At 64.0% G+C, this 18,442-nt stretch carries 19 protein-coding genes; 10 read left to right on the forward strand and 9 right to left on the reverse strand.

Annotated features, from left to right (window positions below; genetic code table 11):
- Window positions 1-100 precede the first annotated feature (100 nt).
- Together H0274_RS06830 and H0274_RS06835 are read left to right on the forward strand one after the other, a co-directional pair.
- On the forward strand, window positions 101-748 hold the full coding sequence (locus H0274_RS06830) for a DUF4328 domain-containing protein (protein ID WP_226794160.1): 648 nt from the start codon (window positions 101-103) through the stop codon (window positions 746-748).
- A gap of 28 nt (window positions 749-776) precedes the next feature.
- On the forward strand, window positions 777-1,439 hold the full coding sequence (locus H0274_RS06835; RefSeq protein ID WP_226794161.1) for a DUF4328 domain-containing protein: 663 nt from the start codon (window positions 777-779) through the stop codon (window positions 1,437-1,439).
- Between the two features lie 60 nt (window positions 1,440-1,499).
- Here H0274_RS06835 and H0274_RS06840 read toward each other — a convergent pair whose 3' ends face one another.
- The 4 genes from H0274_RS06840 to H0274_RS06855 are packed head-to-tail and all read right to left on the reverse strand — an operon-like array spanning window position 1,500 to window position 4,500.
- Window positions 1,500-1,856 (reverse strand): DUF2794 domain-containing protein, encoded by a 357-nt coding sequence (locus tag H0274_RS06840; protein WP_226794162.1) that lies wholly within the window; start codon window positions 1,854-1,856, stop codon window positions 1,500-1,502.
- The gene (gene epsC, locus H0274_RS06845; protein ID WP_226794163.1) at window positions 1,856-2,581 is read right to left on the reverse strand and encodes a serine O-acetyltransferase EpsC; all 726 of its coding nucleotides are present in this window, start codon (window positions 2,579-2,581) and stop codon (window positions 1,856-1,858) included. Before epsC ends, H0274_RS06840 begins: the two co-directional genes overlap by 1 nt.
- Window positions 2,582-2,610: 29 nt before the next feature.
- The gene (locus tag H0274_RS06850) at window positions 2,611-3,237 is read right to left on the reverse strand and encodes an HdaA/DnaA family protein (protein ID WP_226794164.1); all 627 of its coding nucleotides are present in this window, start codon (window positions 3,235-3,237) and stop codon (window positions 2,611-2,613) included.
- A gap of 3 nt (window positions 3,238-3,240) precedes the next feature.
- Window positions 3,241-4,500 (reverse strand): heavy-metal-associated domain-containing protein, encoded by a 1,260-nt coding sequence (locus H0274_RS06855; RefSeq protein WP_226794165.1) that lies wholly within the window; start codon window positions 4,498-4,500, stop codon window positions 3,241-3,243.
- 105 nt (window positions 4,501-4,605) lie between these two features.
- Between H0274_RS06855 and purM the strand changes: the two genes are divergently transcribed.
- From purM to H0274_RS06870, 3 genes are all read left to right on the forward strand, one after another.
- The gene (purM, locus tag H0274_RS06860) at window positions 4,606-5,703 is read left to right on the forward strand and encodes a phosphoribosylformylglycinamidine cyclo-ligase (RefSeq protein WP_226794166.1); all 1,098 of its coding nucleotides are present in this window, start codon (window positions 4,606-4,608) and stop codon (window positions 5,701-5,703) included.
- A gap of 147 nt (window positions 5,704-5,850) precedes the next feature.
- Window positions 5,851-6,801, forward strand: a complete 951-nt coding sequence (gene purN / locus H0274_RS06865) for a phosphoribosylglycinamide formyltransferase (protein WP_226794167.1) — start codon at window positions 5,851-5,853, stop codon at window positions 6,799-6,801.
- Window positions 6,802-6,804: 3 nt separating this feature from the next.
- Window positions 6,805-8,001 carry a sulfotransferase family protein gene (locus H0274_RS06870; protein WP_226794168.1) on the forward strand — a complete coding sequence of 399 codons (1,197 nt, stop codon included), beginning with the start codon at window positions 6,805-6,807 and terminating at the stop codon, window positions 7,999-8,001.
- Between the two features lie 56 nt (window positions 8,002-8,057).
- Here the strand turns inward: H0274_RS06870 and ndk are convergent, their stop codons facing one another.
- From ndk to H0274_RS06885, 3 genes are all read right to left on the reverse strand, one after another.
- Complete coding sequence (ndk, locus tag H0274_RS06875; protein ID WP_226794169.1) at window positions 8,058-8,480, reverse strand: nucleoside-diphosphate kinase; 423 nt, start codon at window positions 8,478-8,480, stop codon at window positions 8,058-8,060.
- Window positions 8,481-8,621: 141 nt separating this feature from the next.
- Window positions 8,622-9,059 carry a DNA polymerase III subunit chi gene (locus tag H0274_RS06880; protein WP_226794170.1) on the reverse strand — a complete coding sequence of 146 codons (438 nt, stop codon included), beginning with the start codon at window positions 9,057-9,059 and terminating at the stop codon, window positions 8,622-8,624.
- Between the two features lie 16 nt (window positions 9,060-9,075).
- Window positions 9,076-10,539, reverse strand: a complete 1,464-nt coding sequence (locus tag H0274_RS06885) for a leucyl aminopeptidase (RefSeq protein ID WP_226794171.1) — start codon at window positions 10,537-10,539, stop codon at window positions 9,076-9,078.
- A 134-nt stretch (window positions 10,540-10,673) separates the two neighbouring features.
- Here H0274_RS06885 and H0274_RS06890 point away from each other — a divergent pair, with 134 nt between their 5' ends.
- From H0274_RS06890 to rsmA, 4 genes are all read left to right on the forward strand, one after another.
- Entirely contained in the window at window positions 10,674-13,004 is a 2,331-nt protein-coding gene (locus H0274_RS06890) for an LPS-assembly protein LptD (protein WP_226794172.1), read from the forward strand.
- 173 nt (window positions 13,005-13,177) lie between these two features.
- Window positions 13,178-14,545: a peptidylprolyl isomerase gene (locus H0274_RS06895; RefSeq protein WP_413463466.1), complete on the forward strand. Its 1,368-nt coding sequence runs from the start codon at window positions 13,178-13,180 to the stop codon at window positions 14,543-14,545.
- Window positions 14,546-14,552: 7 nt separating this feature from the next.
- The gene (gene pdxA / locus H0274_RS06900; protein ID WP_226794173.1) at window positions 14,553-15,554 is read left to right on the forward strand and encodes a 4-hydroxythreonine-4-phosphate dehydrogenase PdxA; all 1,002 of its coding nucleotides are present in this window, start codon (window positions 14,553-14,555) and stop codon (window positions 15,552-15,554) included.
- Between the two features lie 4 nt (window positions 15,555-15,558).
- Entirely contained in the window at window positions 15,559-16,380 is an 822-nt protein-coding gene (gene rsmA / locus H0274_RS06905; protein ID WP_226794174.1) for a 16S rRNA (adenine(1518)-N(6)/adenine(1519)-N(6))-dimethyltransferase RsmA, read from the forward strand.
- Here the strand turns inward: rsmA and H0274_RS06910 are convergent.
- Entirely contained in the window at window positions 16,355-16,876 is a 522-nt protein-coding gene (locus tag H0274_RS06910; RefSeq protein ID WP_226794175.1) for a PilZ domain-containing protein, read from the reverse strand. The two genes, rsmA and H0274_RS06910, sit on opposite strands and share 26 nt — an antisense overlap.
- A gap of 164 nt (window positions 16,877-17,040) precedes the next feature.
- Here H0274_RS06910 and H0274_RS06915 point away from each other — a divergent pair, with 164 nt between their 5' ends.
- Window positions 17,041-17,940, forward strand: coding sequence for a hypothetical protein (locus H0274_RS06915; protein WP_226794176.1), 900 nt, complete (start codon window positions 17,041-17,043; stop codon window positions 17,938-17,940).
- 9 nt (window positions 17,941-17,949) lie between these two features.
- On the opposite strand, the gene H0274_RS06920 is transcribed toward H0274_RS06915, so the two are convergent.
- On the reverse strand, window positions 17,950-18,342 hold the full coding sequence (locus tag H0274_RS06920) for a Rap1a/Tai family immunity protein (RefSeq protein WP_226794177.1): 393 nt from the start codon (window positions 18,340-18,342) through the stop codon (window positions 17,950-17,952).
- Between the last annotated feature and the right edge of the window lie 100 nt (window positions 18,343-18,442).

Below are 18,442 nucleotides of genomic sequence, written 5' to 3' on the forward strand. Positions count from 1 at the left end.
CCAGCTCTTCCCCCCAGAATGGATGCGTCTCTCTCCTGAGGGAAGTTGCGGAGGTAAATGGAGTGCATCATACCCTCCGTGGGGAAACACAGGGGGTATGATGGCAGAGATGTCTTTTGCCGAAGGGCTCGCGCTGCTTGAGCGCCGCACGAAGATCACCACTATCGCGATCTGGGCAACGCTGGCCACGTTCGTTGCGGCTATGGTGGGCGAATTGCTGGAAGGCTTCGGGATCATCACTCTCGATGGCGCCCCGCCGGGGATACCGCTGCTGGCCATCTTCACCTATCTGGCCGCCACACTGGTCTACCTCATTTCCGTGATCCCGGTGGGCATGTGGATATATCGCGCCCATGCCAATCTGGAACTGGCCGGGGCATATGATCTGGAATTTTCTCCGGGCTGGTCCGTCGGCTGGTTCTTCGTGCCCTTCATGAACCTGTTCAAGCCGTTCCAGGCCATGAAGGAGTTGTGGAATGCCAGCTACGGCACCAGCAATGCCTATGGCAGAGAGAGCCCCGCCACGGTTTCGACATGGTGGGCGTGCTATATCGGCGGCAATATCCTGAGTTCCGTGGGAACACGCGTGAGTGCGGTAAACAGCGAAAGCAGCATAACCGTCGGCGCACTGATCGGGGCGTTCTCATCCCTGCTTCTCGCCGCATCCGCATGGCTCCTGCTGACCATCGTCAGGGAGGTGATGGACGGGCAACGCAATCACCTGCAAGTTCACGAAGCATTTGCCTGACCCGATTGCGCGAGGGGGATGAACTGGGATGACCATCAATGAAGGGCTCGCGTCCCTCGGCATAAGGGCGAAGCTGGCGCGCTGGCTGGTGGCAGGCTCTGCCGGGCTGCTGGCGGTGATAACGCTGACGCAGATCCTTTTCCGTCTGCTGCCCGCAAGTGCCGAGCCCCTGTCCCTGATAATCGCTGGCGGGGTCGGCATTCTCTCGCTGCTCTATGTGCTGATGACGCTCGCCCTCATCATCGTCGTGCCGCTGTGGGTCTATCGCGCGTGGAGCAATCTGCGGCTGATCGGTGTCTCGGGCCTGACCCTTTCGCCCGTCTGGGCCGCGCTGAGTTTCTTCGTGCCGATCATCAATCTGTTCGTGCCCTTCCAGGCCATGCGCGAACTCCATAATCGCAGCACAGGCGAGGAAGAGCATTTCGCGCATGACAGCGTGGGCGACGTTACCTCGTGGTGGGCCTGCACTATCGGCGGCGGCTTCATCAGCGCTTTCACTGTGGCGGTTCCGGCGTTCAATCTGGCGACCGGAGGCGTGCTGATGATTACCGCCCCGCCCTTCATCCAGTTCCTGATGTCGCTGTTCGGCACCGTACTGCTGATTGCGGCGGCATTCTTCCTGTGGCGGATCATCGGCACGATCACCTCCGCCCAACGTTCCTTCGCGGGGATTGCGGAGACCTTTGCCTGAAGAAGCGGGCGCTGGTCTGAGAAAGCGGGCGCTGGCCTGAAGAAGTGATTGCTGGCCGCGTCAGCTATCGACGATCTTCACCAGCCGCCGCTCGATAGGGGCCAGCACGCCCGCCAGTTCATGGCCGCGTTTCAGCACCTGGCCCTGTTCGCCATAAAGGGTCCACATGCCCTGCCTGCCGCGTAGCGAGGGACGCTTTTCTATGCGTGCCTGCGGATATTCGGCGGCGCGGCGATAGGCGGAAAATGCGGCGAAATCCCTGGTGAAATCCATCGCATAATCGCGCCATTCCCCGGCGGCGACCATGCGGCCATAGAGATCGAGGATGCGCTGGAGTTCGGCTCGTTCGAACCCGACCTGATTGGGCGCGCGCCCGGGAAATGGAACGACCGAGGGCCCGCCCGGCGAGGATGCCATCAGCTATCCGTGCCGTTCAGCCGCGCTTCCACCGGGCGCGATCCTTTTGCCGGTTCGGCCAGGCTTTCGTCCCGCAGGGAATCCAGCTCGGCCTTCAGCTCGGCGATCTGCGCTTCGAGCGTTTCCAGCCGCTGGCTGCTGCCATTCGGCTCGCAAGGCTCGTCGCAAGGCGTGCCATAGGGGATGAATTCGCGCAGCCAGGTTTCGGCCGGAACCAGCGTCGAACGGGCCTTGAGCCCGATCATGGTCGCCCCTTCGGGCACATCGTCCGTCACCACGGCATTGGCGCCCACACGGGCACGTTCGCCCACGGTGATGGGCCCGATGATCTGCGCGCCCGATCCGATGATCACATTATCGCACAGGGTCGGGTGGCGCTTGCCCCCCTTGCCATTGGTCGGATTGGTTCCCCCAAGCGTAACACACTGATAAATAGTGACATTATCGCCAATCTCAGCTGTCTCGCCAATCACGGTAAAGCCATGATCGATGAAGAAATTCTTCCCGATCTTCGCGCCCGGATGAATATCGATCGCGGTCAGCCAGCGGGACCAGTGGTTTACCAGCCGCGCCAGGAAAAACATGCGCCCGCGGAACAGCCAATGCGCGATGCGATGGTAGAACAGCGCCCAGACGCCCGGATAGAGCAGGATTTCCCAGCGCGAACGCGGCGCGGGATCGCGCGCGTGGATCGAGTCCAGATAGGTCTTCAACCGGTTGAACATGGCCCCCAGATTCTCCCTCAAAACCCCGCTCAAAGCAAGCGAGGCTGCTCTGCACCGACAACTGCTTCCAGCGCATCGCGCCAGATCGAGAGAGTTGCGGGCTGTTTGCGTTCCAGACTGATCCGGTCAATCGCCGCCACGAGCTTCTCGATCCCGGCAAAGCTGCGCTCCGCCCGGGGCACGAGATATGTGGTGGCTCCTTCGCCCAGAACAAGTCCGCGCTGCTGCGCATGGGCAAGGATCAGCGCGGCGGTCATCTCGTCATCCGGGCGGCCGATTTCCAGATGCAGCGCCGCGCCCAGGCGAGAGCGCAGATCCGGCAAGGCAATACGCCAGCCCTCGCCCCCGGCGCCGCCCAGCAGGCCGGTGGTCAGCAGCAGCGGAGTGCCGCTCTCCTGCGCGCGGTTCCAGCGATGGAACAGCTCGGTCTCGTCCATGCGGTCGGCATCGTCCACCACAGCCCCGCCCTGCTCTGCAAACCAGCGTGCGATCAGCGATTTGCCCGAACGCGGCGGCCCGGAGAGGATGGCAGTGCGGAAAGGCCAGTTGAGCGGCGCGGCCAGCGCATCGAAAACCGGGGCATTGGCATTTCCCACCACGATTCTCGCGGGGCCCGCTCCTGGCCCGCCGCGCAATGGCAGGGCGATCTGGCTCATGGCTTACCGGCTGATGGTCAGGGAGTTGCCCGACTGGGTCACGCTCCACCCGCGGGAACGCAGCGCCGCCGCCAGCGCGCCCAGATCGCCGCCATAACTGACGCGCATCACCGAAACCCCGCCAATGGCAATGCTGCTGGTCGCCGCGCCGCGCACGCCCGGCGTGCCGCGCACGGAAGCCAGTGCCGAATCCACCGCCGGCGCGCTCGGCGTGGTGAACTGCACCACAAAACTGTTCACGGCCTGCGCCGCGGGGGCCTGGGCAGGCGCGGTCTCGCTCGGCATGGGCACCGCCAGCGCGGCAGCCGCTGCGGCAGCCGCAGCATCCGCGCTTTGCGCATCACGTTCCGCCGCAATCAGGGCCGCGACCTTCGGGTCCAGCGTCAGGCGATCGGTCCGCAAGGTCGGATCGGGCCGCAGTTTCCCGCCCAGCAACGCCGCAGTATAGATCTGGTCAAACCGCTGGATCGCCTTGTTCAGCATCGCGGGAACTTCGTCCTCGCTGCGGGCGGAAAGCGTGAAGCTCTCGATAAATTTGTCGTCCGGGCCGAAACGGGCAGTGAAAGTGCCCTTCACCGGGCCGCCGGGCCATTGCCGCTCCAGATGGGCGACGGGCACGATGACATCGGCCGCGCCATAGGCATCCAGCACGTTGCGCCACCAGCTGCGACTGCGACGACCGAGCTGGCCATAATTCACCAGCAGCGAATCGCCACCCGCGCCGGAGGGGCGGACATAATCGATTGCGCTGCGCCCGGCCTGATATTCAGCCCATGCCCGCTGCCATTCATTGCGCACTTCATAGACCGTGTAGGTACCGCCCGAATTGAGTACGGGAATGGTCAGCAAGGGCGCGGAACGGACGGCCGGGCCGCCCTGCCCGCCCAGCAAGGGCCCCGCCTTGGTCCGGTCGAACACTACGCCCAGCCTGGCGATATAGCGGCGCGGCCCGATCTGTTCGCTTTCGATCACGATGGCCGAAACCATCGAATCGATCACGGAATCGCTCATTTTCGGGCCGCCGAGCTTTTCCCAAGCCTTGCGTTCGGCCTGCAGCCACCCGTTCTTGCGCGCATCTTCCGCATTGCGGCCGGACGCATTCACCTCGATTCCGCCGATGGAAATATCGGTGCTGCTGGCCACCGGCGCGATACCGCGATCCCCGGAAACCTGCGCGATCAGCGCGGTTCCTGCGGCAATCGTCAGGCCAAGCGCCCCCAGCGCCGCAATCCAGCTGGCCGGCCAGCTTGCCGAGCGGTCCATCTTGGGACGAAAGGATGCTGCAAAAGAGGTCATTAGTGGAAACCGCGCGCCTTTTGCCTAATGGGACATGGAAATCCAAGCGCGAATACGCCAAAGGCCATTTCCATGACGTCCAACACGCCCTCTTACACATACGAACAGGCCGGGGTCTCGATTGACGCCGGCAATGCGCTGGTCAAGGCAATCGGCCCGCTGGTCAAGGCTACGGCCCGCCCCGGCGCCGATTCCGAGCTTGGTGGCTTCGGCGGATTCTTCGATCCGCGCGCCGCCGGTTATAAAGACCCGCTGCTGGTTGCCGGCAATGACGGCGTGGGCACCAAGGTGAAGCTGGCCATCGATCATGACCGGCATGATACGATCGGCATCGATCTGGTGGCCATGTGCGTGAACGATCTGATCGTTCAGGGCGCGGAACCTTTGTTCTTCCTGGATTATTTCGCCACCGGCCGCCTCGATACGGGCGTTGCCGAACGGGTGATCGCGGGCATCGCCGAAGGGTGCCGCATGTCGCGCTGCGCCCTGATCGGCGGCGAAACGGCGGAAATGCCGGGCATGTATGCCGATGGCGAATATGATCTCGCGGGCTTCTGCGTAGGCGCGGTGGAACGCGGCGAACAGCTGACCGGGGACAAGGTCGCGCCGGGGCAGGTGCTGCTGGGCCTTGCCAGTTCGGGCGTCCATTCCAACGGCTATTCGCTGGTGCGCCGCCTGGCCGCCGACAAGTTCTGGGCCCTGTCCGAACCGGCCCCGTTCGATTCTTCCCGCCAGCTGATCGACTATCTGGTCGAGCCTACGCGGATTTACGTCCAGAGCCTGCTGCCCACGATCCGTGGCGGCAAGATCGCCGCGCTGGCCCATATCACCGGCGGCGGATTGCTGGAAAACGTGCCCCGTGTGCTGCCGGAAGGCGCCCATGCGGTGATCGACGCGGGCAGCTGGGACCAGCCCGCCCTGATGGCTTTCCTCCAGAGCGAGGGCAATATCGTGCCGGGCGAAATGGCCCGCACCTTCAATTGCGGCATCGGCATGGTGCTGGCCGTGGATGAAGCGCAGGTGGCGGAGGTAATCGCCGATCTGGAAGGGCGCGGCGAAACCGTGTTCCGCATCGGCGCCATCGAACCGGGCCAGCGCGGCTGCACAGTGCGCGGCGCGGCGGGCATCTGGGGCGCAAGCGAGGCATGGGAAGCAAGCCACACCGCCTGAGGTGCGACCTGCGGCCATTGCGTATATAAATCCCATGCTTGTGCCTGCCCGCATCCTGCCCCAGAATGGCGGGCACAGGGAGAATTTGGACATGCTGCAAAGCATTGGAACCGGCATGAGTAGGACCGGTGTGGCAGGGGCTGCGCGATGACACGCGCCCGCGTTGCGGTTCTGATTTCCGGCAGCGGCACGAACATGGCCGCCTTGCTCTATGCCAGCCGCATGGAGGATGCCGCCTATGACATCGTGCTGGTGGCCAGCAACGATCCCCAGGCAGGCGGGCTGGCGCTCGCGAAGGCAGAAGGCGTTCCGACCTTTTCCTTGTCTCACAAGGGGATGGATCGCGCAGCTCATGAAGATGAAATGGATGCCGCGATCCGCGCATCGGGCGCCACCCATGTCGCGCTGGCTGGCTACATGCGCGTGCTGGGGGAAGATTTCGTGCGCCGCTGGGAAGGCCGGATGCTCAACATCCACCCCTCCCTCTTGCCCAAATACAAGGGCCTGCACACCCATGCCCGCGCGCTGGAGGCGGGGGATAGCCACGCCGGGGCAACCGTCCATCTGGTGACGGCGGAACTGGATGCGGGCGAGATACTGGGTCAGGCAAAGGTTGCGATCCTGCCGGGCGATACGGAGGATGCGCTGGCAAAGCGCGTGCTGATCGCCGAACACCAGCTCTATTCGCGCGTGCTGAATGCCTATGTCGGGCGGGAATTCGACGCACAATGGCTTTCTGAGCAGGTGCGCTGCCATGCCATGGCACTGCCGGGGGCGGATGAAGTGCTCTCTCACGGCATGGTCTGTTTCGGTATCGCGGGCGGGAAGAAATTCGCCTATGTTTCGGCCAACCACCATGGCGACGGGAAAACCTCCCTGCTGGTGAAGATCAGCGGGGCCGAGGAGCAGGCCATGCTGATCGAGCGTGACGAGAATCGCTATTATCGGCCCGCCTATTTCGGCGATGGCTGGATCGGCCTGAGGCTGGATCTGGGGGATACCGATTGGGGCGAAGTGGCCGAGAGGCTGGCGCAGAGCTGGCGCTCGGTGGCCCCGAAGAAGCTGGCGGGCATCGCTGGCGCGTTGGCGGAATTCTAGGCCATGGCGCGCTGCCCTCGCCAACATCCGCTTGCCCGGGCCCCGCTGATCGACCGGATCAACAATTGGCTGGACAGCGCATGGCGCAAGGGTGCCCTGCCCCGCCCGCCACTCGATCCCGAAGCCCTGTGGCGCAAGGCCTATCGCGGCGTACGCGGCGGCTGTGAAACGGGCGGGCGGCTGGAAGAAGATGCCGCCGATTTCCGCCTGCGGCTGGAAGTGCTGGCGCAATCGCTGGTGACCGAGGCCCGGCTCAACCCGTTGGGCGAAGCTGTCGCCCATGGGCAGCTGGTGCGCGTCCTGCGCCAGCGCCTGCGGCTGGGGCGGTTGTGGGCACGCGACCCGCAGCTTGCCCGCACTCCGCTTGCCGCGCCCATTCTGGTCATCGGCCAGATGCGCGCAGGCACCACGCGCATTCACCGCCTGCTCGCGGCGGACCCGGCCCATTCGGCCACGCGCTTCTGCGACAGCTGGAACCCCGTGCCGGAAATGCCGGACCTGCGGGCCATGCGCTCAGCCTGCATGCTGCTGGGCGCGCGGCGGATCGACCCGTGGATCGATTCGATCCATCCCTTCGGCGCGGGCCGCGCGGATGAGGAACTGGGCTGGCTGGCCAGTGCGCTGAACCATTGCGCCTATGAGGCACAGTGGCACGTCCCCAGCTTCACCCGCTTCAGCGAACAGCGCGATCCCGCGCCGGTCTATCGCGAATTCGCACGCATTCTGGCCACTGACGCCGCGCGCCATGGCAACGCCCGCCGCCCGCGCGTGATGAAAGTGCCGCAATTCGCGGAAGACCTGCCCGCCCTCTTCGCCCAGTTTCCCAATGCCCGCGCCGTGGTGACCCACCGCGCGGCGCGCGATGTGGCGCGCAGCGCCGTCTCGCTCGTCGCCAACCAGATGACCATCCAGTCCGACGCGGTGGACATGGGCTGGATCGAGCGGGAATGGCAGCGCAAGATCGCCTTGCGCGAGGAACGTGCGGAAGCGGGGCTCGCCAATTTCCGGGGGCCGCTGGCGCGAGTGGATTTCCACGCCTTCGAACTCGACTGGGAAGTGGCGATCGCCTCGATCTATCGCCGCCTCGATCTTGACCTTTCGGACCGCGCCATATCCGCTATGCACCGTGAACAGCGCCGCGCGGGAACCTCCCCCCATAAGCACCATGCGGAAGACATGCGCGCTTTCCAGTCAGCCTGAAACGAAAAGGGCCGCCCAAGCGGACGGCCCTTTCGCAATCGGGTGAGGCGAATGCCTTAGCCGACGATTTCTTCCGGCTTGAAGAAATAGGCGATTTCGATCGCGGCATTTTCTTCCGAGTCCGAACCGTGGACCGAGTTGGCTTCGATCGATTCGGCCAGTTCCTTGCGGATCGTGCCCGGCTCGGCATTGGCGGGGTTGGTGGCGCCCATGATGTCGCGGTTGCGCTTCACGGCGTCTTCGCCTTCCAGAACCTGCACCACAACCGGGCCGCTGATCATGAATTCGACCAGTTCGCCGAAGAAGGGGCGTTCCTTGTGGACCGCGTAGAAGCCTTCGGCCTGTTCGCGGGTCATGTGGATGCGCTTGGAAGCAACGACGCGCAGGCCGGCTTCTTCAAGCATCTTGGTGACGGCGCCGGTCAGGTTACGACGGGTCGCGTCGGGCTTGATGATCGAGAAGGTGCGGGTAACCGCCATGGGACTGTTCCTTGTGCGAGTTTGCAGGCGTCAGCGCGCCCGTTACGAATAGGGATTTCGCGCGCGCCCCTAGCGCCCCCGGCCCGTCGGGGCAAGTCCAAGCATGCGCGCGCAACGATGCGAGCGCGAAGCTCGCTGGCCTCAAGGCCCCTCGCGCCAGCGCCCGTTCTCGCGCTTCCAGAAGCGGCGATCCACCTGGTCGGCGGAACCGAGTTGCCGCCAGGCGCCGCGTGCGCCCTCTATCCCGGCATCGTCGAACAGCAGGAAGGCGCGGGAGAAAGCCAGGCCTTCATCCCGCCAGAGCCCGTCGGCGAACATCACCATGCGCGCGCCATTCGCCGCCTCGCAGGCGGGAGCGAGCAGGATCGGCTGGCGGGCGGAATGCGTATCCCCCGCAAAGCCATGGGCGAGGAATTCCTCCCCCGCCTCGGCCCATAGGGCAGCGGAAACCGCGCGCAATTGCGCCTCCGCCTGTGCCACGACCAGCAGCTTCTCCCCCGCCTGGCGCACCTTGGCGGCCAGCAACGGGATCGCCCGCTCCGCCGCCTCGGTGCCCAATTGGTAGAAGTCCACTCGCATGGCCGATGCCTGCCGATCAGCCTTCGATCACGTCGCGCACATAGCGGTCCAGCAGGCGCACGCCATAGCCGGTGGCGCCCTTGTCCCACGTGGCGCCCGGCGTGCTGGCCCAGGCCATACCGGCAATGTCGAGATGCGCCCAGGGGGTGCCGTTCTCGATATAGCGCTGGAGGAACTGGGCCGCCGTGATCGAGCCGCCATAGCGCGGGCCGACATTCTTCATATCGGCAATCGGGCTGTCGATCAGCTTGTCATAGGCCGGGCCCAGCGGCATGCGCCACAGCCGGTCACCGCTCGCCTCGCCCGCCGCCGTAAGGCTGGCAGCCAGGGCATCGTTGTTGGAGAACAGGCCCGCCTGTTCATGGCCCAGCGTGATGACCATGGCGCCGGTAAGCGTCGCGAGATCGACAATGGCGCCGGGCGCATATTCGCGCTGCACCCAGGTCAGCACGTCGCACAGCACCAGCCGCCCTTCGGCATCGGTGTTGATCACTTCCACCGTCTGGCCGGACATGGATGTAACGACATCGCCGGGACGCTGGGCATTGCCGTCAGGCATGTTTTCCACAAGGCCCATCACGCCGATGACATTGGCCGCCGCCTTGCGCTTCACGATGGCCAGCATGGCGCCAGCCACGGCGCCGGCGCCGCCCATATCCCACTTCATTTCTTCCATGCCAGCGGCCGGCTTGATGGAAATACCGCCCGTGTCGAAAGTCACGCCCTTGCCCACGAAGGCCACCGGCTTTTCGTCCGGCTTGCCGCCGTTCCACTTCACCGCCAGCAGGCGCGGCTTGCGGGCAGAACCCTGCGCCACGCCCAGCAGAGCGCCCATGCCGAGCGCGGCCATGGCACCTTCATCCAGCACCACCAGCTCGGCGCCCGTACCCGCAAAACGCGCGCGGCACCGCTCCACGAAGCTTTCGGGATAGATGATGTTGGCAGGCTCCGTCACCAGTTCGCGAGTGAATTCCACCCCTTCGGCAACAGCCTGGAGATCCCTCCACGCGGCCTCGGTATCGCCAGGCCCTGCGGTAACGACGATTTCCGCCAGGCTCGGCTTGTCCTCATCCTTCAGGCGCGTGCGATAGGCGTCGTGCCGCCAGCTGCGCAGGCGCAGGCCCAGCAGCACAGAGGCCGCCTGCAGCGGGGAAAGCCCGGGGCGCGACAGGTCGAGCGCCATGGCCGTTTCGCCCGAAAGGAGGAAACGGGTGGCCAGCGCGGCACCTGCTCGCTCCAGAGCGGAATCGCGATCGGCCGCCCCGGCCTGGCCCGCTCCCACCAGCGCCAGCCGCAGCACCGTGCCGCCACGTTCGATGAAGGTTTCGAACAATTGGCCCGTTTTACCAGTGAAGCGGGCCGCCCTTGCGCCTTCAACCACCGAAGCTTCAAGATCGGCAGGCAATGCGTCCTGATCGACCACAATTGCACGCAGGCGAGGAAGCGAGGCATCGACGGCAGTGGAGAATGTAAACTTCATGGAAACTCCGGATATGCGTGCAGTGGCCACACCCCCCAAATGCACCGGCCCGAAATGCGCCGGGGCGATTTACCTGTGCGCCACGCGTGATACGTGGCGTTGCAGTTAAGACCCGCCGGTGCGATAGGCAAGCCATGGTCCCTACCCCGCAGCACTTGCTGCATGCTCCGAACTGCTGCCCTTCCGCCGCGCGCGGCGCGTCTGGCGCCAGCCTGCGCACGCTGGCGCTGGCCCTTGCTGCCGCGACGATAGGATGGTCTCTCCCCGCCCATGCGCAGGATGCCCCTGCGGAGGAAGGGGGCAAGTCACAGGATTCGGATCAGGATTCGGCCCAACCTTCAGGCAGCCCGGCCGAAGAGCAGCGCGAAGTCGCCTTCGAAGCGAACGAGCTGAGTTATGATACCGATAACGATCTCGTTACCGCATCGGGCAACGTCATCATGCGCAGCGGTGAACAATCCGTGCGCGCGGATCAGGTCAATTGGGACCGCAAGGCCAACACTATCACCGCAACGGGCAATATCCGTTTCGTCGATGGTGACGGCAACGTGCTTTATACCGACAATCTGACGCTGACCGACGATCTCAAGGTTGGCGCCATGAAGAACATGCTGCTGGCCCTGCGCGAAGGCGGCAGGCTGGCCGCCAATGCCGGCGAGCGCGCGGAAGACGGCACCGTTATCCTCACCCAGGCAGCCTATTCGGCCTGCGCCGTGGAGGATGACGCTGGCTGCCCCCGCACCCCCAGCTGGCGGATCGTGGCGGATCGGGTGATCTACGATCCCGAAGCGAACCGCGTGCGCTTCAAGGGGGCGATGCTGGAATTGTTCGGCGCGCGCCTGCTGCCGATTCCCCGGCTGGAAGTGGCCACCGATGGCCGCGCGATTTCGGGCCTGATGATCCCGAACCTGCGCGTTTCCCCGTCCAACGGCGTGGAAATCAGCCAGAGCTATTATCACCGCCTGTCGGACAGCCAGGATCTGAGCGTCACCGGTTATGTCTATACAGAGGCGCCGCCGATGCTGGGGGCGCAATATCGGGCCCTGGTGGACAAGGGAGCATTCCAGCTTACCGGCTATGCCACCCGCAGCGCGCGCATTCCCATCGGGTCCGAAACGGGCACGGTCACCCAGCAGGACTGGCGCGGTTATTTCTTCGGCAATGGGCGCTTCCAGCTTTCCCCGGAATGGAGCGTAACGGCATCGGCCCGCGTGGCCAGCGACCGCACATTCCTGCGCCGCTATGACATCAGCCGGGACGACCGGCTGCGTTCCACCTTCAATGTCGAGCGGATAACCGAGAATTCCTATCTCACCATCCAGGGCTGGGCCACACAGACCATGCGCTCGGGTGATTCCCAGGGGCAGGTGCCCATCGTCCTGCCGATGATCGACTATCGCCGCCGCATCGATGATCCGGTGCTGGGCGGCAAGGTGCAATTGCAGCTCAACAGCCTGGCGATCACCCGCACCAACGGACAGGACACGCAGCGCGCCTTTGCCGGGGCACAGTGGGATCTGCGGCGCGTCACCAGCATGGGGCAGGAAATCACGCTGACGGCGCTGGTGCGCGGCGACGTCTATCATTCCGACCAGAACGAACTGACCTCCACCGTGATCTATCAGGGCGATCCGGGCTGGCAGGCGCGCGGCGTGGCCGTGGGCGCGGTGGATGTGAAATGGCCCTTCGTGGGCGAATTCCTGGGCGGAACGCAGGTTCTCACCCCCCGCGTGCAGGTGGTGGCCAGCCCGCCGATCCGCAATCTTGCCGTGCCGAACGAAGATGCCCGCGCGATCGATCTGGAAGATTCGAACCTCTTCGCCCTCAGCCGCTTCCCCGGTTATGACCGGGTGGAAGACGGGGTGCGCTTCACCTACGGCTTCGACTGGCAGTTCACCCGGCCCGGCCTGAAGATCAAGACCACTATCGGCCAGTCCTATCGCCTGAGCGAAGACCCCACCCTCGTGCCCGACGGCACGGGCATTTCGGAGCGTGTGTCGGACTTCGTCGGCCGCACCGAAGTGCGCTACAAGGATTTCCTCAAGGTCACCCACCGCTTCCGGCTGGACAAGGATAACCTTGCCGTTCGCCGCAACGAATTCGACCTTACGATAGGCTCGAACCGCACCTATTTCGAGGCGGGCTACCTGCGCCTCAACCGCGACATTTCCGAAGAGATCGAGGATCTGCAGGACCGTGAGGAACTGCGCGTCGCGGGCCGGGTCGCCTTTGCCAAATACTGGTCGGCCTTCGGTTCGGCAGTGATCAATCTGACCGACCGGAACGAGGATCCGACGCTGACTTCCGACGGTTTCGAGCCGCTGCGCACCCGCCTTGGCTTCGCCTATGCGGATGACTGCCTGGAATTGGGCTTCACCTGGCGGCGCGACTATGTGGCGAGCGGCGACGCGCGAAAGGGCAATACCTTCCAGGTTCACATCGCGCTGAAGAATCTCGGCTTCTGATTCCCTTGCGGGGACAGTAGAGCATGGCCGGATGGCAAGCCCGTTGGCAGAGTTGTGCAAACAGGCTATCCGCGCCAATCTGCAGGGGACGCTCAGCTTCGGTTAAGCCGGAAATGGCCAACCGGAAACAGCTACGAAAGGCGCGGGAACGCGCCGCTGACGGGACATAGTGCGTGATCAAGACGGTCAAGAATTTGCTGAACACCGGGCGCGGCACCGCCGCCGCCGCACTGCTGGCCGGCTCGGCCCTCGTGGGGGTTGGCGCGCTGCACGCTCAGAGCGAGCCGGCCAACAATAATGATCCCTTCAATCTGCCCTCTTCCATCACGATGCTGGGCAATAGCGACCCGAACCTGCGCAAGGCCACTGCCGTAGTAAACGGCTTCGTCATCACGGGCTCGGATATCGATCAGCGCGTGGCGCTGGTGCTCGATGCCAATAAGGAAGAGCCCTCTCCGGAGGAACTCCAGCGCCTCAAGCTGCAGGTGCTGCGCAACCTGATCGACGAGACCTTGCAGATCCAGGAAGCCAAGGCCCTGGAAATCGAAGTCACCAAGGCGGAAGTCGACCAGACCTATGAGCGCGTGGCGACCCAGAATTTCGGGCAGAGCAAGGGCGAACTGGACGCCTATCTGAAGAAGATCGGTTCTTCGACCGGTTCCCTGAAACGCCAGATCGAGGGTGAACTCGCCTGGCAGCGCGTTGTCCAGCGCAACGTCCAGCCCTTCATCAACGTCTCGGAAGAAGAGGTGAAGGAAGTGCTCGAGCGCATGAAGGCGGCGAAGGGCACCGAGGAATATCGCCTGGGCGAAATCTATCTCGCCGCCGCTACCGAGAACGAGCAGGCCGTAGCTGAAAACGCGCGCAAGATCATGGAACAATTGCAGCAGGGCGGCAGCTTCGTGGCCTATGCCCGGCAATATTCGCAGGCGTCGAGCGCAGCCGTCGGCGGCGATCTGGGCTGGATTCGTCCCGCCTTGTTGCCGGCGGAAATGGCCGCTGCCGCGCGCCAGATGCAACCCGGCCAGCTGGTAGGTCCGGTGAAGGTACCGGGCGGCATGTCGATCATGTACATGATCGACAAGCGTCAGGTACTGACCGCCGATCCGCGCGATGCCGTGCTGAGCCTGAAGCAGATTTCGATCAAGTTCGCCCCCGGCACTTCCCAGGAAGATTTCCAGGCGAAAGTCGCCCAGTTCAACGCCGGCCTGGCACGAATGAAGGGCTGCGGCACTGCAGACCCGATCGCGGCCGAGATGGGCGCCGAAGTGATCACCAATGATCAATTGTCCGCGCGGTCCTTGCCCGATGCACTGGCCCAGGGCCTGCTCGAACTGTCGATCGGCCAATATTATGGCCCCTTCGGAACGGTTGATGACGGCGTGCGCGTGCTGATGCTGTGCGGGCGGGACGATCCGCAGACGGCGGAAGAACCGAACTTCGAAAAGGTCATGGCCCAGATCGAGGACGAACGCGTCAACAAGCGCGTACAGCGTTATCTGCGCGATCTTCGCCGCGATGCGGTGATCGAGTATAATTGATCAGCCGATGAAGGCGCTCGCGGCCTCCCTCGGCGATCCCGCCGGGATCGGGCCGGAACTGCTCTGCGAAGCATGGGCAGCCCGGCATGAAGCCTCGCTGGCGCCGTTCTTCGTGGTCGGCGGGGAGCATCTGCTGGCCGCCGCTGCGGCACGCCGCGGAGTGGACACTCCCATCGTGCCCATTGCCGACCCCGCCGATGCCGCGGATGTCTTTACCCGGGGCCTGCCCGTGCTTGGCGACGAGGATGGGGAATATTTCCCCGGCGAACCGAATGCCAGCGGCGCCCGTCTGGCCCTTGCCTCCCTCACCAGGGCCGCTGCGCTGACAGCGGAAGGCAAGGCTGCCGGGATCGTCACAGGCCCGATTTCCAAGGCGCTCCTCGCCGAAGTCGGGTTTACCTTTCCGGGGCAGACCGAATTCGTGGCCGATGCCTGCGGCGTGACGGCGGAAGATGCCGTGATGATGCTGGCCGGCCCGCAGCTGAGAACCGTTCCCCTCACCGTCCATTGCGCCCTTGCCGAAGTGCCGGGACGGCTCACGACAGACCTCATCGTGCGGCGCGGCCGGATCGTGGCCAGCGCACTTGCCCGCGATTTCGGGCTGGAAAGGCCGCGCCTCGCCTTCGCCGCGCTCAATCCCCATGCAGGCGAAGGCGGCAAGTTCGGGGATGAGGAACAGCGTGTCATCGCCCCTGCAATCGAAGCCCTGCGTGCCGAGGGCATCGACGCCACCGGCCCCCATCCGGCCGACGCCATGTTCGCCCCGCATGAACGCGGCGGATATGACGTGGCGCTGTGCATGTATCACGATCAGGCGCTGATCCCGCTGAAAGCGCTGGATTTCGACAATGGAGTGAATGTCACTCTCGGCCTGCCGATCATCCGCACCTCGCCCGATCACGGCACCGCCTTCGGCATAGCGGGCAAACGCATCGCCAATCCCGGCGCGACCATTGCAGCCATCCGCATGGCCAGCGACTGCGCTGCCCGCCGCGCGCGCCTGTCCTGAACGCATGAGCCTTCCGCCTCTACGCGAAGTGATTGCCCGGCACGGGCTCAGCGCATCCAAGGCACTGGGGCAGAACTTCCTGTTCGACGAGCAATTGCTTGACCGGATCGCGGGTATTCCCGGGGATCTGCAAGGCCGCGCCGTCCTGGAAGTCGGCCCCGGCCCCGGCGGGCTTACACGGGCGCTACTGCGCGCGGGCGCGCGGGTCACGGCCATCGAGATGGACCGGCGCTGCCTGCCTGCCCTGGCCGAACTGGGCGATGCCTTTCCCGGCCAGCTGACGGTAATCGAAGGCGACGCGCTGAAAATACCGCCTGCCGAGCTGTTCGGTGACGAGCCTTACGACGTAGTGGCCAATCTGCCCTATAATGTCGGCACTGCGCTGTTCGTCGGCTGGCTTTCGGGCGAAAGCTGGCCGCCGCAATGGCGATCGCTGACGCTGATGTTCCAGCTGGAAGTGGCCGAGCGGATCGTGGCGAAAGAGGCAAGCGGGGCTTATGGCCGGCTGGCGGTTCTGGCCCAATGGCGATCCGAAGCCAAGCTGGCGATGAAGGTCCACCGTAGCGCCTTCACTCCGCCGCCCAAGGTGATGAGCGCCATCGTGCATGTCACTCCCGCCGCCATGCCGGAGGGTGTTTCTGCCCGCGTGCTGGAACGGGTGACGGAAGCTGCCTTCGGCCAACGCCGCAAGATGCTGCGCCAGAGCCTGAAAGGTGTCCCCGGGGCAGTGGAAGCCCTGGAGGAACTGGGAATAGACCCGCAACGCCGGGCCGAAACGCTGAGCGTCGGTGAATTTGTGTCTATTGCCCGAGCGTTGACGCGCTGACGCCTGCCGGATCGCCGGCCTCGCTCCCAGCCCCTTCCAGCGCCTCTTCCACGCTGTGGAACGCCCCCAGCACTTCGCCCGCGAAACCACCGAGATAGAACGTCGCGCCCGCCGCCACGGCTGCCATCAGGATGCCTTCGAGCGGGAACCTGCGAGCACCGGCCTGAACCTGCTCCGCGCCCTGCCGCGCATTGGCATGCCCGGCCTTGCCCAGTTCAAGTTCACCCTCGCCGGAAATGACGGACATCACGCTGATGCGATTCTGAAAGGCAATGCCGAAGCGGCGCGGGCCGGACCATTTCACCTGCCCCACCAGATTGTTGCGGCCCACCACCAGTTCCACGATCTCCCCGCGCGTCGGCGCATGATCGGCGCTGGCGGCCAGCCCGCGAGAGGACAGATTGACGATGCAAACCTCACGCTCCGCGCCCGCGCCCCGCAGGCGCGCCCGGATCATGACCTTGGTGCGGTCCTCAATTCTTGGTGCCTGTCCCACGTGAGCGGGCCCCCTTTTAACCTTCGCAAACAAGGTCGCACGCAATCCTTGTGGTTCGGTTAAGCCGCTGTCGTTAGGCAAAGTCGTGACCTAACCTATATGTGGATTTACGGAACTTTCCGGCCCTTGGACGGAGTGATAACCCTCAATCCAAGGGGGAAATCATGCAAATACGGCACTTTTCCAGCATCCTGGCGCTGGCTCTCGCGACTGTCCCGCAGGTGGCAGCTGGAAAGGCTCCAACCGTCCTTTCTCCCATGGGGCCCTGGACGGTCGATTACGCCGAGGAGCGATGCAGCCTGATCCGCCGCTTCGGCGACGACGAGAAGAGCCTGGTTCTTCAGATCGATTCTTATGGTTCGCCCCATCAATTCCGCGCGCTTGTGTTCGGGGACTATGTGCCTGCATCGAACAGGCCAACAGGAAAGATCAGTTATAAATTCACTCCTGATCGTGAATACCGTCAAGATCAGCGGGCCATATTCGGCAAGTCAGGAATATCAAATGCCACATCATTTCTCACGGCATTTTCTCCAAATGACATCAGCCAAAAAGAATATTTGAAATTGAGCGAGGAAGAGGTTTCCAGACGCATGGAAAATCTTCCGAAGGTTCGGGCGGAGTTCGAAGATGCAACTAACAGTATGACGTTGCGACTCGTCACGCTGAAGGAAATTGAATTACGTCTGGGCAATATGGTGAAGCCCCTGGCTGCGTTGCGAGGCTGCGTTGACGATCTTTACAACTCATGGGGGCTGGACCCCCAACCGCAACATACCCGAAAGAGAACACCAATCCCGGATACGAGGTCGGTCAGGAACGTCATGCAAAACTATCCGACCCAAATGGCTCTTGGGGGGAAAAGTGCGTTCCTTTCGGTGCGGGTCATGGTCAACGAGCAGGGAGAGGCAGGCTCCTGTATCGTGCAGAACGAGAACGTGGACAAAGCCTTCACGGATGCAGTCTGCGCAGGTTTGGCCCGCCACTTCGAACCGGCACTGGATGCTGAAGGCAAGCCAATGTCCAGCTTCTACCAGACAATCGTTACCTACCTAATCGACTGACCCTGAAAACTACTCCGCCACAGCCTGTTCCGCCGCGCAGGGATAGGCATCAGTCAGCGCGTTGATCACCATGCTGACGGCCGAATAATTCCTGTCGTTGACTTCCAGATAGGCGGTCACCTTACCACGCAGGTCTTCCGCAACGGCGACATCTCCGGGGCAGATCGACGGATTGATCGCGCCGATATCCTTCATATAGGTCACGGCGTCATACACGCCCATGATATATTCCTGGCACAGCTGGACTTCCGCTTCATCTTGCGCGCTGCAATTGGCATAGAGTTCCTCGCCCGTCCGGAAGACCCCGCTTGATGGCGTGGCGTCATCATCCTGCGCATGGGCCGCGCCGCCGGCGAGCAACATTGCGAGCATCGCGGATTTGAGGGCTGTGGTCGCTCGCATGTCAGGCTCCTGAAACTTCTGCCTTTGCCTAGCACAGCCCCGACGCCGGTCCGAGCCAGGAATCCGCCCCCGCCGCGTTTCGCACCCTTTTCCTCTTTCT

It is taken from the genome of Fulverythrobacter ferritrahens (assembly GCF_020539485.1).
GTDB lineage: Bacteria > Pseudomonadota > Alphaproteobacteria > Sphingomonadales > Sphingomonadaceae > Andeanibacterium > Andeanibacterium ferritrahens.